Source organism: Mycobacterium sp. SMC-8, assembly GCF_025263565.1.
Classification (GTDB): domain Bacteria; phylum Actinomycetota; class Actinomycetes; order Mycobacteriales; family Mycobacteriaceae; genus Mycobacterium.
This window is the reverse complement of the sequence record NZ_CP079865.1, coordinates 4,449,014-4,461,823: the sequence shown is the minus strand read 5'-3', so window position 1 is coordinate 4,461,823 and position 12,810 is coordinate 4,449,014. Positions and strand designations below refer to the sequence as shown.

Genomic DNA, 12,810 nt, shown 5'->3' with positions numbered 1-12,810 from the left:
AACATGAATCCCCTCAAACCGGGCGATCGGGTCGACGACTTCGAGCTGCCCGACCAGACCGGCGCGCCGAGAACGCTGAGCGGGCTGCTCGCCGACGGTCCGGTGGTGCTGTTCTTCTACCCGGCCGCGATGACACCGGGATGCACCAAGGAGGCGTGCCACTTTCGGGATCTGGCAGCCGAGTTCGCCGCCGTCGGCGCCAGCCGGGTGGGCATCAGCGCCGACCCGGTCGCCAAGCAGGCCGCGTTCGCCGAGCAGCAGAAGTTCGACTACCCGCTGCTGTCGGACGACGACGGCGCCGTCGCCACACGGTTCGGCGTCAAGCGCGGGCTGCTCGGCAAGTTCATGCCGGTCAAGCGCACCACGTTCGTGATCGACACCGACCGTACCGTGCTGGAAGTCATCGCCAGCGAGTTCAGCATGGACACCCACGCCGACAAGGCCCTCGAGGCGCTGCGCAACCGGTCATGACACCGGTGCTGGAGCTCGTCGATGTGACCTTCCGGCGCAACGGCAAGCAGATCCTCGACGGCATCTCGCTGACCGTGAACACCGGTGAGCACTGGGCGCTGCTGGGACCCAACGGCGCCGGCAAGAGCACGCTGCTGGGTTTCTCTGCGGCCGTGACGTTTCCGACGTCGGGGACGGTGCGCATTCTCGGTGACCAGATGGGCCGGGTGGATCTGGCCCAGCTGCGTCACCACATCGGACATGTGAACCCGCGCCATCAGCTGCAGTACTCGCTGACCGTCCGCGAGGTGGTGATGACCGGCATCACCGCCACGATCGACACCCCGATGCGGTGGAGTCCGACGGTGAAGGAGAACGCCCGCGCGGAGGCGATGATCTCGTCGGTCGGGTTGTCCCACAAAGCCGATGACGTGTGGCCCACCCTGTCCCAGGGGGAACGGGGCCGCACGCTGATCGCCCGGGCGCTGATCGCCGAACCGCGGTTGCTGCTGCTCGACGAACCCTCCACCGGGCTCGACGTCGCCGCGCGCGAACAGCTGCTGGAAACCCTCGACGCGCTCGACCAGACCCACCCCGAGGTCGCGTCGATCCTCGTCACACACCATCTCGAGGAGCTCCCCACCACGACCACGCATGCGCTGTTGATCGCGGAGGGACGCGCGGTGGCCCGTGGGCCCGCCCGCCAGACCATCACCACCGACACCGTGTCGGAGGCGTTCGCCCATCCTGTGTCGGTCGGCTACGACGAGGGCCGCTGGACCGCCAGAGCGAAAGCGACCCGGATCCTCTAGGCCTCAGGTGCCAGCAGCAGGTCTGCGTCGAAGCAGGTGTGATCACCGGTGTGGCACGCCGAGCCGACCTGATCGACTTCGAGCAGCACGGTGTCGCCGTCGCAGTCCAGTCGCACCGAATGCACGTGCTGGGTGTGCCCGGAGGTCAGGCCCTTCACCCACTGCTCACCACGCGAACGCGAGAAGTACGTCGCCTCACGGGTTTCCAACGTCCGGGCCAACGCGTCGTCGTTCATCCAGGCGACCATCAGCACCTGCCCGGTCGCGCGTTCCTGCACCACCGCGGTGAACAGCCCGTCGGCGTTTCGCTTGAGCCGCGACGCGATGGAGGGGTCCAGAGCGCTCATCGCGGCCCTCGGCTCTTCGCGCAAGCGCTCATCGCACGGTGATCCCTTCGGCTTTCATCGCCGCCTTCACCTCACCGATGGTCAGATCCCGGAAGTGGAACACGCTCGCGGCCAGCACCGCGTCGGCGCCGGCGAACACCGCAGGAGCGAAATGCTCCACGGCACCGGCCCCGCCGCTGGCGATGACCGGCACCGTGACGGCCCCGCGTACCGCGCGCAGCATCTTCAGATCGAACCCGGCCTTGGTGCCGTCGGCGTCCATCGAATTGAGCAGGATCTCTCCCACGCCGAGTTCGGCCCCGAGCGCGGCCCATTCAACGGCGTCGAGGCCGGTGCCGCGCCTGCCGCCGTGTGTGGTGACCTCCCAGCCCGACGGTGTGGGCACACTCCCTTCCTGCCCCTCCGGCACGGTGCGCGCGTCGACCGACAGCACGATGCACTGCGATCCGAACTGCCGCGACAGCTCCGAGAGCAGCTCGGGACGGGCGATCGCCGCGGTGTTCACCGACACCTTGTCGGCGCCGGCGCGCAACAGCACGTCGACATCGGCGACCGAACGCACGCCGCCGCCGACGGTGAGCGGGATGAACACCTGCTCGGCGGTGCGCCGCACCACATCGAGCATCGTCGAACGTCCCGACGACGACGCGGTGACATCGAGGAACGTCAACTCATCGGCGCCTTCGGCGTCGTAGGCGGCGGCGAGTTCGACCGGGTCGCCGGCGTCACGCAGGTTGGCGAAGTTGACGCCCTTGACCACCCGGCCGTCGTCGACGTCCAGGCACGGGATCACCCGGGTCGCGACGTCGCTTGCCGGCTTCACAGGTAGTCCTGCGGGTCGCCGGCGGCGCGGACGAGCGCCAGGATCTCTTCGTGCACACCCGGCGCGGCGGCCAGCGCCGACGGCGAGGACGCCGTCCATTCCTCCCCCGTCAGATCGGTCACGATGCCGCCCGCGGCGCGCACCAGCGCGACGCCGGCCGCGTGGTCCCAGATGTGGTGACCGAAACTGACCGCACCACCGAGGATTCCAGTGGCGACATAAGCGAAGTCGACGCCGGTGGCGCCGTGCATCCGCATCCGGGAACACTCCCGGCTCAAATTCTCCAGCACCTTGATCCGGTAGCGGCCCGGGTAGCGTCCGCGCGAGTCGATATTGAAAGTTCCTGTGCCCACCATCGATTCGGCCAGCGCAACCGGTACGAGCCGGTCCAGCGCATCGCCGTTGCAGTGCACGGGCTGACCGGCGATGGCGGTGTAGCGCTGACCCATGAACGGCAGCCACGTCAGGCCGAGCACAGGCTCGCCCTTTGACAGCAGGCTCAACAGGATGGCAGCCATCGGGGATCCAGCCGCGTAGTTGAAGGTGCCGTCGACCGGGTCGAGCACCCACACGGATTCGGCCTCCACCGACTCGCCGCCGAATTCCTCGCCGTGCACCCCGATCCCGGTGAGCCGGGTGAGCTCGGCGACCACTCGGCGCTCGATCGCCAGGTCGATCTCGGTGGCGAAGTCGTTGCCCTTCTTGGCCACCGCCGAATCGGCGCGGTGCCCGGCAACGAACTGGGCCGAGGCGGCGTCGAGCACGCCAGCGGCGGTGTCCAGTAGGTCAGCGAGCTGCTGTGGCCCGGGGCTCACGCGCGGACCGTGTCGAGAGCCTGTGGCAGCGTGAATCGCCCGGCGTAGAGCGCCTTTCCGACGATCGCGCCTTCGACGCCCCGGTCTGCCAACGTCGCGATGGCGCGCAGGTCGTCCAGGCTGGACACCCCGCCGGACGCGATCACCGGCGCGTCGGTGCGTTCGCAGACCTGGGCCAGCAGCTCCAGGTTGGGCCCGTTGAGGGTGCCGTCCTTGGTTACGTCGGTGACGACGAAGCGGGAGCACCCCTGGAGGTCAAGACGTTCCAGCACCGTCCACAAGTCACCGCCGTCGGTCTCCCAACCGCGGCCGCGCAGCCGGTACTGACCGTTGTCGATCTTGACGTCGAGGCCGACCGCGACCTTCTCGCCGTGCTCGGCGACCACCTTCGCGCACCACTGCGGGTTCTCCAGCGCGGCGGTGCCCAGGTTGACCCGGGCACAGCCGGTGGCCAACGCGGCGGCGAGGGAGTCGTCGTCGCGGATCCCGCCGGACAATTCCACGGCGACATCGAGCTGACCGACCACCTCGGCGAGCAGTTCGCGGTTGGAGCCGCGGCCGAACGCCGCATCGAGATCGACCAGATGGATCCACTCAGCGCCGTCGCGCTGCCACGTCAGCGCCGCATCGAGCGCCGAGCCGTACTCGGTCTCGCTGCCGGCCTGCCCCTGCACCAACCGGACAGCGCGGCCCTCGACCACGTCGACGGCGGGCAGCAGGATCAGTCGAGCGGAGGAATTCGCCCCGGCGCTTTTCACGACGGTCAACTTAGCGCCCCGACCCAGTTCGACAGTAATTCGGCGCCGGCGTCCCCGCTCTTCTCCGGGTGGAACTGCGTAGCAGAGAGCGGACCGTCCTCGACCGCGGCCAGGAACGGCACATGGTGGGTGGCCCAGGTCACCAGCGCGCTGGGATCGCCCTCCCACTGCTGGGCGGCATAGGAGTGCACGAAGTAGAAGCGCGTGTCGGCGTCCATGCCCTTGAACAGCACGCTGCCCGCGGGGGCGTCGACGACGTTCCAGCCCATGTGCGGGATCACCGGCGCGTCCAGCCGGATCACCGAGCCGGGCCACTGCCCGCACCCGCGCGACTCCACTCCGAACTCCACACCGCGGGCGAACAGGATCTGCATGCCCACGCACACCCCGAGCACCGGACGACCGGCCGACACCCGGTCGGCGATGATCTTCTCGCCGCCGATCCCGCGCAGCCCCGTCATGCATGCCCCGAACGCGCCGACGCCGGGCACCACCAGGCCGTCGGCGTTGGCGGCCGCGTCGGGATCAGCGGTGACCTCAACCTGCGCGCCGACCCGTTCCAACGCGCGCTGCGCGGAGCGCAAATTGCCCGAACCGTAGTCCAGGACGACGAGGTTCTTTGTCACAGGCTGCCTTTGGTTGACGGCACGCCGGTGACACGCGGGTCGTACTCGACAGCCTGACGAAGTGCGCGGGCAACGGCCTTGTACTCGGCCTCGGTGATGTGGTGCGGGTCGCGGCCGTAGAGGGTGCGCACGTGCAGCGCGATGCGGGCGTTGTAGGCCAGCGATTCGAAGACGTGCCGGTTCACCACCGTGTGGTACGGCGCGGCCGAACCGGCGATGGTGAACTGCACCATGTAGTCGGGCTCACCGGTGTGCACGAAGTACGGGCGGCCCGACACGTCGACCGCCGCGTGGGCCAGGCATTCATCCATCGGAATGAACGCATCACCGAAGCGGCGGATGCCCCTCTTGTCGCCCAGCGCCTGCGCGAGCGCCTGACCGAGCACGATCGCGGTGTCCTCGATGGTGTGGTGGCCCTCGATCTCGATGTCGCCGACCGCCTTGATCGTCAGGTCGAAGCTGGCGTGGCTGCCCAGTGAGGTGAGCATATGGTCGAAGAACGGGACGCCGGTGTCGACGCTGACCTGCCCGGTGCCGTCGAGGTCGAGCTCGACGACGATGTCGGACTCTTTGGTCTTGCGCTCGACTCTTGCGCGTCGGGCGGGACGAATCGGTTCGCTCACGGTGCTCCTATTCGGGCGCTGACGGCCAGCAGCGCATCGTTTTCTTCGGCCAGGCCGATGGTGGTGCGCAGGTATCCGGGGATGCCGACGTCGCGGATCAGTACGCCGTCATCCAGATACCGCTGCCAGGTGGCATGGGTGTCGGCGAACTCACCGAAGAGCACGAAGTTCGCGTCGCTGGGAATCACCCGGAAACCCATGCCCGTCAACGCCTCGGACACCCGTTCGCGTTCCGCGATCAGCGCCGCGACACTGCCCAGGGTGTCGTCGGCGTGGCGCAGCGCTGCGCGCGCGGCGGCCTGGGTGATCGACGACAGATGATACGGCAGGCGCACCAGCAGCATCGCGTCGATCACGGCCGGGGCGGCCACCAGGTAGCCGAGCCGGCCGCCGGCGAACGCGAACGCCTTGCTCATGGTGCGGCTGACGACAAGCTTGGTCGGATAGGACTCGATCAGCCGGATCGCGCTGGGCTGCGAGGAGAATTCGCCGTAGGCCTCGTCGACGATCATGATGCCGCCGGTCATCTCGTCGAGTAACAGCACCAGGTCCTCGAGCGAAACACTCTGTCCAGACGGGTTGTTGGGGCTGGTGACGAACACGACGTCGGGGTGGTGCTCCTTGATCGCGGTCGCGGCGGTCGCGGCGTCGAGGCCGAAGTCATCGCCGCGGTGGGCCACCAGCCACCGGGTTTGGGTGCCGTCGGAGATGATCGGGTGCATCGAGTACGACGGCACGAAACCGATCGCGCTGCGGCCCGGCCCACCGAAGGCCTGCAGCAGCTGCTGCAGGATCTCGTTGGAACCATTTGCGGCCCAAACGTTCTCGACGCCGACCGGGTTGCCGGTCTTGGCGGTCAGGTAGGCGGCGAGGTCGGTGCGCAGGGCGAGGGCGTCGCGGTCGGGATAGCGGTGCAGTTCGGCTGCCACCGCCCGCACCGACTCGGCCACGTCGTCGACCAGGGCCTGCGTCGGCGGGTGCGGGTTCTCGTTGGTGTTCAGCCGCACCGGAACCGCCAGTTGCGGAGCGCCGTAGGGCGACTTCCCGCGCAGGTCGTCGCGCAGCGGCAGATCGTCGAGGGAGATCGCTGCGCCGGGGACCGGATTCGTCACCGTTCGAACCTCCGCCGCACGGCTTCGCCGTGGCTCGGCAGGTTCTCAGCCTGCGCCAGCGTGATCACGTGACCGGACACGTCTTTGAGCGCCGCCTCGGTGTAGTCCACGACGTGGATGCCGCGCAGGAACGTCTGCACCGACAGTCCGCTGGAATGCCGCGCGCAGCCGGCGGTGGGCAGCACATGGTTCGACCCGGCGCAGTAGTCACCCAGACTTACCGGTGCGTACGGCCCGACGAAGATCGCGCCGGCAGAACGGATTCTGCTTGCGACGCCGGCGGCCTCGACGGTCTGGATCTCGAGGTGCTCGGCGGCGTAGGCGTTCACGGCGCGCACCCCGGCGTCGAGGTCGTCGACCAACACGATCGCCGACTGCTGCCCGCTCAGCGCCGCGGTGACCCGTCGGCGGTGCACGGTGGTCTCCAGCTGCACCGCCAACTCACGGTCGGTGGCATCGGCCAGCCCAGTGCTGTCGGTGACCAGCACGCTGGCGGCCATCTCGTCGTGTTCGGCCTGGCTGATCAGGTCCGCCGCAACGTGCACCGGATCGGCGGTGTGATCGGCCAGGATCGCGATCTCGGTGGGGCCGGCTTCGGCGTCGATACCGACCTGTGAACGGCAGATGCGCTTGGCGGCGGTGACGTAGATGTTGCCGGGCCCGGTGATCATGTCCACCGGCGCCAGTTCGGTCTGCCCGTCGGTGTCCGTGCCGCCGTAGGCCAGCAGCGCGACGGCCTGGGCGCCGCCGACGGCCCACACCTCCTCGACGCCGAGCAGCGCGGCCGCTGCCAGGATCGTCGGGTGCGGCAGCCCCGTGAACGGCTCGGTGTTCCCCGCCTGGGGTGGGCTCGCGATCACCAGGGAGTCCACCCCCGCGGTCTGCGCCGGGACGACGTTCATCACTACGCTGGACGGATAGACGGCGTTGCCGCCGGGCACGTAGAGCCCGACCCGTTCGACCGGTACCCAGCGCTCGGTCACGGTGGCGCCCGGGGCGAGTGTGGTCGTGGTGTCGGTGCGGCGCTGATCGGCGTGCACGGCGCGGGCCCGCTCGATCGCGACCTCCAGCGCGGCACGGACATCGGAATCGAGCACGGCGAGCGCCGTGGCGAGTTTGTCCTGCGGCACCCGCACCCGATCGGGACGGACGCCGTCGAAGGAGGCGCCGTATTCGAGTGCGGCGTCGGTTCCGCGCGCGGCGACCGCGTCGACGATGGGCCTGACCTTGGGGACGACGGTGTCGACGTCGACACCGCCGCGCGGCAGTGCCGAGCGCAGGCGGGCCGCCGACAATGTCGTGCCGCGCAGATCGATGCGCCGCAGGAGCCCTGGCGATACATTCACGCTGACCATTGTCCCAGAGCTGCACAAATCGGTATCGGAGGCGTCATGTCCGAGCGGACACCCAGGAACACCCACCCGAACAACGCGCCCGGCGTGCCGATGATCTTCCCGCCGTGGTTCGAGAAACTGCAGATCAAGTACATCAACCCGTTGTTGCGGCCGCTGTCGAAGAGGATGCCGGGACTCGGTGTGATCAAGCACCGAGGCCGCACCTCGGGTACGGACTACGAGACGATCGTCACGCCGTACCGCAAGGGCTCGGTGCTCGCGATCGGGCTGGCGCACGGCAAGACGAACTGGGTCAAAAACGTGCTGGCTGCCGGCGAGGCCGACATCCAGATCGGCCGCAGCACACTGCACCTGGTCCGGCCGCGGGTGTTGCCGGCCGGCACCGAGGATCCGTCGCTGCCGCGGGTGGCGCAGATGCTGGCGAAACGGTCGGGGGTTTTCGTCGCCGATATCGCTTGACCGGACCTGCCACACTCGATCCCATGACGTGGCAGATGTGGCTGGCGTTCGTCGGCGCGGCGGTCGCGATCGCAGTGTCGCCGGGTGCCGGGGCTGTTCAGTCGATGGCCACCGGCATGGCGCACGGCGTCAAGCGGGGCTATTGGAGCATCGCCGGCCTCGAGGTGGGCCTGATGCTGCAGCTGACCCTGGTCGCGATCGGCCTCGGCGCGGCGGTGGCCAACTCGGTCCTCGCCTTCACCGTCATCAAGTGGATCGGGGTCGCATACCTGATCTATCTGGCGGTGCGGCAGTGGCGCAGTGCGGCCGTCGACCTGAGCGCGCAGGTGGACCGAGCGGTCCCGGGCGGACGCAGGTCGCTGCTGGTGCGGGGCTTTTTGGTCAACGCGACCAACCCGAAGGGTCTGCTGTTCTTTCTCGCCGTCATGCCGCAGTTTGTGGTGCCGACCGCGCCGCTGCTGCCGCAGTACATCGCGATCGGCGTGACGATGGTCGCCGTCGACATGGTGGTGATGGGCCTCTACAGCGGACTGGCCGTGCGCCTGCTGGCCTGGCTGCGCACCCCGCGTCAGCAGACCCTGCTCAACCGGTTGTTCTCCGGGCTGTTCGCCGGCGCCGCCGTGGTGCTGTCGCTGCTGCGGCGCGGGCCGGCGCCGGCCTGACCGCTATCGGCAGCGGCCGCTGATCGCGGTGCTGGCCGCCTCGGCGTCCTGCAGCCGCGCCGCCTGCGCCGGATCGTCGTTCGGCACACCTGCGGTGGCCGCGGCGCCGATGTCCATCAACTGGTCGGCGAACCGGCGCACCTCCCCAGCCAGGTCACCGGGGGTCGCCGGGTCCAGCCGCGCCAGCAGGTACTGCCCGCCGTCGAACAGCGACACCCGGGCGTTGGCCGCGGCCGCCAGCGCACCGGCGATGTCGTCCGGCGCTTCGACGTTGGTGTTGGTCGCGACGCCGGTACGCACGGTGTGGAACGCCGCGCAGATCCCCGCCGTGGCCTCGGCGCGCTGCTGGTCGGTGTAGTCGGGACCGGAGTCGACGGTGCGCAGCAGTGCCCACACCGCGACCCCCAGAGCCAGCACCGCAGTGGTGAGTGCGAACATCGCGACGGCCGGCGACACCTTCATGGTCTACAGATCCAACCCGAGATCGAGCACCCGCACCGAGTGGGTCAGCGCGCCGACCGCCAGATAATCCACGCCGGTGCCGGCGTAGTCGGCGGCGTTCTCCAAGGCCAGACCGCCCGAGGACTCCAGCTTGGTGCGCGGTGAGCGTGCGTCACGGCGCTGCACCGCGATCTGTGTCTGCCACACCGGGAAATTGTCGAGCAGCACCAGTTCCACATCCTCGGCGAGCACCTCGTCGAGCTGCTCCAGCGAGTCCACCTCCACCTCACACGGCAGATCCGGTGCCGCCGAACGTACTTGGCGCAGCGCAGCGACGACCGAACCGGCGGCGGCGACGTGATTGTCCTTGATCAACGCGGCGTCCCCCAGGCCCAGCCGGTGATTGGTGCCGCCGCCCACCCGTACCGCATACTTCTGCAGCGCCCGCAGGCCGGGCAGCGTCTTGCGGGTGTCGCGGATCTGCGCTCTGGTGCCGGACACCGCCTCGACCCAGGCCGCCGTGGCGGTCGCGACGCCGGACAGATGGCACACCAGGTTCAGCATCGTGCGCTCCGCTGTGAGCAGGCCCTGCGTGGGCCCCTCCACGGCGAGCGCGACCTCGCCGGAGTCCAGCCGGGTGCCGTCGGTGACCCGGTGTTTTACCTGGTACCCGCCGGCGCCGAGCACTTCGTCGAGCACCAGCAGCGCCAGGTCGAGGCCGGCAACCACACCAGGTTCGCGGGGCACCATCGACGCGGTGGTGCGCGCCTCGCCGGGCACGGTGGCCAGTGTCGTCACGTCGGGTCCGTAGCGCAGGTCCTCGTCGAGCGCGCGCACGATCACGGCGCGAGCCTCGGTGAGCTCGGTGTCGGTGAGCGTCATCGGCATCCCACCGCCACCGCGGCCCGGGCCGCCCCGCCTACCGAGGCGACCGCCTCCGGATCCGGGTCGGGGAAGTCCGAACGGTGGTGGCAGCCAAGGGTTTCGGCGCGCGCCAGGGCCGAGGCCGCCACCGCGCCGGCGACCGCGGTCAACGCCGCGTCCTCGAAGTCCGCCCGCGACCGAAGCGCGCGCGGCGTCGCCGTATCGAGCCGGCGGATCAGCTCCCTCAGCCCGTCACCGTGGCGCACCACCGACGCGTGCCGGGTCATCACCCGCTGCAGCTCGGCGCGCGCCAGGACGGGCCGGATGGCCGGGGCGGGATCCATCACCCGGCTGGGCCCGACCGCCTCGGCGTGGGTGGCCGCCGCCTGACCGGCGCGCCCGCCGACGACCAACCCCTCCAGCAGGCTGTTGGAGGCGAGCCGATTGGCGCCGTGCATGCCGGTGCGAGCGACCTCGCCGGCGGCGAAGAGCCCTGGGAGTTGCGTGCGCCCCTGCACGTCGGTGACCACGCCGCCGCAGCTGTAATGGGCACCGGGCACCACCGGGATCGGCTGCCGGACCGGATCGACTCCCGCCTGCAGGCACGCCCGGTAGACGGTCGGGAACCGCGTCGTGACATCGGCCACCTCCCGCGCGTCGAGATAGACACACGGATTTCCAGTCTCGGACAACCGCGCCTCGATTGCCGCCGTCACCACGTCACGCGGCGCCAGGTCCCCCATCGGGTGCACCCCTGCTGTCACTGAACGCCCCCGGGCGTCAATCAGTTTCGCCCCTTCGCCGCGCAGGGCCTCGGTGATCAGCGGACGCCGACCACCGCCCGGGCCGGTGTAGAGCATGGTCGGATGGAACTGGATGAACTCGAGGTCGGCGACCGGCACGCCGGCCCACAGGGCGAGCGCGACGCCGTCACCGGTCGAGCCGTCGGGGTTCGTGGTGGCCGAGTACAGGTGCCCCAGACCGCCCGTCGCAAGAATCACCGACGGCGCGTACACGACGCCGAACCCGTCGGGGCTGAGCACCGACACCCCGGCCACCGCGTTGTCGTCGACCACCAGGTCCAACGCGACGTGGTTGCGACGGATGTCCAGTGTCGAGGCCGCGTAGTCGAGCGCACGCTGCACCTCGGCACCCGTGGCGTCGCCTCCCGAGTGGATGATGCGCCGCCGGGTGTGGCCGCCCTCGCGGGTCAGCGCCCACCGCCCGGGGGTCGTCTCGTCGAAACGGGCGCCGGCATCCACCAGGTCGGAGACCGCGCGAGAGCCGTCGGCGACGATCGAGCGGACCGTTTCGGGATCACACAGCCCGGCGCCGGCGGCCAGCGTGTCGGCCACGTGGGCGTCGACCGAGTCGCCGTCTGCCCGCAGGGCGTCGGGGAGGACGACCGCGATCCCGCCCTGGGCGTAGAAGGTGGCTGTCTCACCGGCCTTGCTCAGGAGCACAACCTTGCGGCCGCGGCGGTGCGCCGCCAGTGCGGCGGCGAGCCCGGCAACCCCGGTGCCGACGATGACGACGTCGGCGCGCTGGCGCCACACGCCTGCCCCGCCGCACCCCGGCGCGGTCATTCCCCGCCGCCGGGCTGCCCGATCTCGATCATCCGTTGCACACTGGCGCGCGCCAGCCGGGCGGTGTCGAGATCGACATGGACCTCGTCGGCCCCCTCGACCAGGCAGCGCAGCATCGCAGCGGGGGTGATCATCTTCATGTACCGGCACGACGCACGGTCGTTGACGGCCTTGAAGTCGACGTCGGGTGCGGCGCGCCGCAACTGGTGCAGCATGCCGACCTCGGTGGCCACCAGCACCTGGCGGGCCCCGGTCTCGCGGGCGGCGTCGAGCATGCCACCGGTGGACAGGATCTTGACCCGATCCTCGGGGAAGGCGCCCTCGCCGGCGAGGTAGAGAGCCGAAGTGGCGCAACCACATTCAGGATGGACGAACAGCTCGGCATCGGGATGGCTGCGCGCCTGGTCGGCGAGTTCGTCACCGTTGATACCGGCGTGCACATGGCATTCGCCGGCCCACACGTGCAGGTTCTTGCGGCCGGTCATCCGCCGGACGTGCGCGCCGAGGAACTGGTCGGGGCAGAACAGCACCTCGCGCTCCTCGGGAATCGAGGCCACGACCTCTACGGCGTTCGAAGACGTGCAGCAGATGTCGGTCTCGGCCTTCACCGCGGCGGTGGTGTTGACGTAGGACACCACCACCGCACCGGGGTGCTCGGCCTTCCACGCCCGCAGTTCCTCGGCGGTGATCGAGTCGGCCAGCGAGCACCCGGCCCGCTGATCCGGGATCAAGACCGTCTTCTCCGGCGAGAGGATCTTGGCCGTCTCGGCCATGAAATGGACGCCGGCGAACACGATGGTGTCCTCGGGGGCCTCCGCGGCGATCCGCGACAGCGCGAGCGAATCGCCCACGTGGTCGGCGACGTCCTGGATTGCGGGCAGCTGGTAGTTGTGCGCCAGCAGCGTCGCGCCCCGCAGATCGAGGAGACGGCGCACTTCGGCGGCCCACGCCTCGTCCCCGTCGACGCCCGAGAAACCGTCCGGGCCGTCCACGATGCGGTCCGTCAGTTCCGCGTCAAGCCTTCCAGCGAGCACCGTCATCGCTGACTCCTTCACGTCATCGAGGTTTTCGACTTAC

General features: G+C 69.7%; 16 protein-coding genes. 4 read left to right on the top strand and 12 right to left on the bottom strand.

The window, feature by feature from the left end; translation table 11 throughout:
• Nucleotides 1-3 precede the first annotated feature (3 nt).
• The gene (locus KXD97_RS21635; RefSeq protein ID WP_260752276.1) at nt 4-471 is read left to right on the top strand and encodes a peroxiredoxin; all 468 of its coding nucleotides are present in this window, start codon (nt 4-6) and stop codon (nt 469-471) included.
• Nucleotides 468-1,262, top strand: coding sequence for an ABC transporter ATP-binding protein (locus KXD97_RS21630; protein ID WP_260752273.1), 795 nt, complete (start codon nt 468-470; stop codon nt 1,260-1,262). The genes KXD97_RS21635 and KXD97_RS21630 overlap by 4 nt, the downstream gene beginning before the upstream one ends.
• Here KXD97_RS21630 and hisI read toward each other — a convergent pair.
• From hisI to hisD, 8 genes are read right to left on the bottom strand one after another with little or no spacing between them, the layout of a single operon-like run.
• Complete coding sequence (gene hisI, locus KXD97_RS21625; RefSeq protein WP_260752272.1) at nt 1,259-1,609, bottom strand: phosphoribosyl-AMP cyclohydrolase; 351 nt, start codon at nt 1,607-1,609, stop codon at nt 1,259-1,261. The two genes, KXD97_RS21630 and hisI, sit on opposite strands and share 4 nt — an antisense overlap.
• 28 nt (nt 1,610-1,637) lie before the next feature.
• Nucleotides 1,638-2,432, bottom strand: coding sequence for an imidazole glycerol phosphate synthase subunit HisF (gene hisF, locus KXD97_RS21620; RefSeq protein ID WP_260752271.1), 795 nt, complete (start codon nt 2,430-2,432; stop codon nt 1,638-1,640).
• Nucleotides 2,429-3,247, bottom strand: coding sequence for an inositol monophosphatase family protein (locus tag KXD97_RS21615; protein ID WP_260752270.1), 819 nt, complete (start codon nt 3,245-3,247; stop codon nt 2,429-2,431). Before KXD97_RS21615 ends, hisF begins: the two co-directional genes overlap by 4 nt.
• A complete protein-coding gene (gene priA, locus KXD97_RS21610; protein ID WP_260758098.1) occupies nt 3,244-3,972 on the bottom strand; it encodes a bifunctional 1-(5-phosphoribosyl)-5-((5-phosphoribosylamino)methylideneamino)imidazole-4-carboxamide isomerase/phosphoribosylanthranilate isomerase PriA in 729 nt (242 codons plus the stop codon). Before priA ends, KXD97_RS21615 begins: the two co-directional genes overlap by 4 nt.
• 38 nt (nt 3,973-4,010) lie before the next feature.
• Nucleotides 4,011-4,631 carry an imidazole glycerol phosphate synthase subunit HisH gene (hisH, locus tag KXD97_RS21605; protein WP_260752269.1) on the bottom strand — a complete coding sequence of 207 codons (621 nt, stop codon included), beginning with the start codon at nt 4,629-4,631 and terminating at the stop codon, nt 4,011-4,013.
• Nucleotides 4,628-5,254 carry an imidazoleglycerol-phosphate dehydratase HisB gene (gene hisB, locus KXD97_RS21600; protein WP_260752268.1) on the bottom strand — a complete coding sequence of 209 codons (627 nt, stop codon included), beginning with the start codon at nt 5,252-5,254 and terminating at the stop codon, nt 4,628-4,630. The genes hisH and hisB overlap by 4 nt, the downstream gene beginning before the upstream one ends.
• On the bottom strand, nt 5,251-6,366 hold the full coding sequence (locus KXD97_RS21595; RefSeq protein ID WP_396884538.1) for a histidinol-phosphate transaminase: 1,116 nt from the start codon (nt 6,364-6,366) through the stop codon (nt 5,251-5,253). The genes hisB and KXD97_RS21595 overlap by 4 nt, the downstream gene beginning before the upstream one ends.
• Complete coding sequence (gene hisD / locus KXD97_RS21590; RefSeq protein WP_260752267.1) at nt 6,363-7,721, bottom strand: histidinol dehydrogenase; 1,359 nt, start codon at nt 7,719-7,721, stop codon at nt 6,363-6,365. The genes KXD97_RS21595 and hisD overlap by 4 nt, the downstream gene beginning before the upstream one ends.
• A 36-nt stretch (nt 7,722-7,757) precedes the next feature.
• On the opposite strand from hisD, the gene KXD97_RS21585 reads away from it, so the two are divergent.
• Nucleotides 7,758-8,180 (top strand): nitroreductase family deazaflavin-dependent oxidoreductase, encoded by a 423-nt coding sequence (locus KXD97_RS21585; protein WP_260752266.1) that lies wholly within the window; start codon nt 7,758-7,760, stop codon nt 8,178-8,180.
• Between the two features lie 23 nt (nt 8,181-8,203).
• Nucleotides 8,204-8,842 (top strand): LysE family transporter, encoded by a 639-nt coding sequence (locus KXD97_RS21580; protein ID WP_260752265.1) that lies wholly within the window; start codon nt 8,204-8,206, stop codon nt 8,840-8,842.
• A 3-nt stretch (nt 8,843-8,845) separates the two neighbouring features.
• Here the strand turns inward: KXD97_RS21580 and KXD97_RS21575 are convergent, their stop codons facing one another.
• Genes KXD97_RS21575 through nadA form a run of 4 tightly spaced genes read right to left on the bottom strand, consistent with a single transcriptional unit; the run spans nt 8,846 to nt 12,773 of the window.
• Nucleotides 8,846-9,304, bottom strand: coding sequence for a hypothetical protein (locus KXD97_RS21575; protein ID WP_260752264.1), 459 nt, complete (start codon nt 9,302-9,304; stop codon nt 8,846-8,848).
• Nucleotides 9,305-9,307: 3 nt separating this feature from the next.
• A complete protein-coding gene (nadC, locus tag KXD97_RS21570) occupies nt 9,308-10,165 on the bottom strand; it encodes a carboxylating nicotinate-nucleotide diphosphorylase (protein ID WP_260752263.1) in 858 nt (285 codons plus the stop codon).
• Nucleotides 10,162-11,733 (bottom strand): L-aspartate oxidase, encoded by a 1,572-nt coding sequence (locus KXD97_RS21565; protein ID WP_260752262.1) that lies wholly within the window; start codon nt 11,731-11,733, stop codon nt 10,162-10,164. Before KXD97_RS21565 ends, nadC begins: the two co-directional genes overlap by 4 nt.
• On the bottom strand, nt 11,730-12,773 hold the full coding sequence (gene nadA, locus KXD97_RS21560) for a quinolinate synthase NadA (RefSeq protein WP_260752261.1): 1,044 nt from the start codon (nt 12,771-12,773) through the stop codon (nt 11,730-11,732). Before nadA ends, KXD97_RS21565 begins: the two co-directional genes overlap by 4 nt.
• Nucleotides 12,774-12,810: the final 37 nt, after the last annotated feature.

What these genes read in the sequence shown, in the direction of transcription:
- KXD97_RS21585 (WP_260752266.1), top strand. Translation starts at nt 7,758, where the DNA reads ATGTCCGAGCGGACACCCAGGAACACCCACCCGAACAACGCGCCCGGC.
- KXD97_RS21565 (WP_260752262.1), bottom strand. Translation starts at nt 11,733, where the DNA reads ATGACCGCGCCGGGGTGCGGCGGGGCAGGCGTGTGGCGCCAGCGCGCC.
- nadA (WP_260752261.1), bottom strand. Translation starts at nt 12,773, where the DNA reads ATGACGGTGCTCGCTGGAAGGCTTGACGCGGAACTGACGGACCGCATC.
- KXD97_RS21575 (WP_260752264.1), bottom strand. Translation starts at nt 9,304, where the DNA reads ATGAAGGTGTCGCCGGCCGTCGCGATGTTCGCACTCACCACTGCGGTG.
- KXD97_RS21635 (WP_260752276.1), top strand. Translation starts at nt 4, where the DNA reads ATGAATCCCCTCAAACCGGGCGATCGGGTCGACGACTTCGAGCTGCCC.
- hisI (WP_260752272.1), bottom strand. Translation starts at nt 1,609, where the DNA reads ATGAGCGCTCTGGACCCCTCCATCGCGTCGCGGCTCAAGCGAAACGCC.
- nadC (WP_260752263.1), bottom strand. Translation starts at nt 10,165, where the DNA reads ATGACGCTCACCGACACCGAGCTCACCGAGGCTCGCGCCGTGATCGTG.
- KXD97_RS21630 (WP_260752273.1), top strand. Translation starts at nt 468, where the DNA reads ATGACACCGGTGCTGGAGCTCGTCGATGTGACCTTCCGGCGCAACGGC.
- KXD97_RS21580 (WP_260752265.1), top strand. Translation starts at nt 8,204, where the DNA reads ATGACGTGGCAGATGTGGCTGGCGTTCGTCGGCGCGGCGGTCGCGATC.
- hisD (WP_260752267.1), bottom strand. Translation starts at nt 7,721, where the DNA reads ATGGTCAGCGTGAATGTATCGCCAGGGCTCCTGCGGCGCATCGATCTG.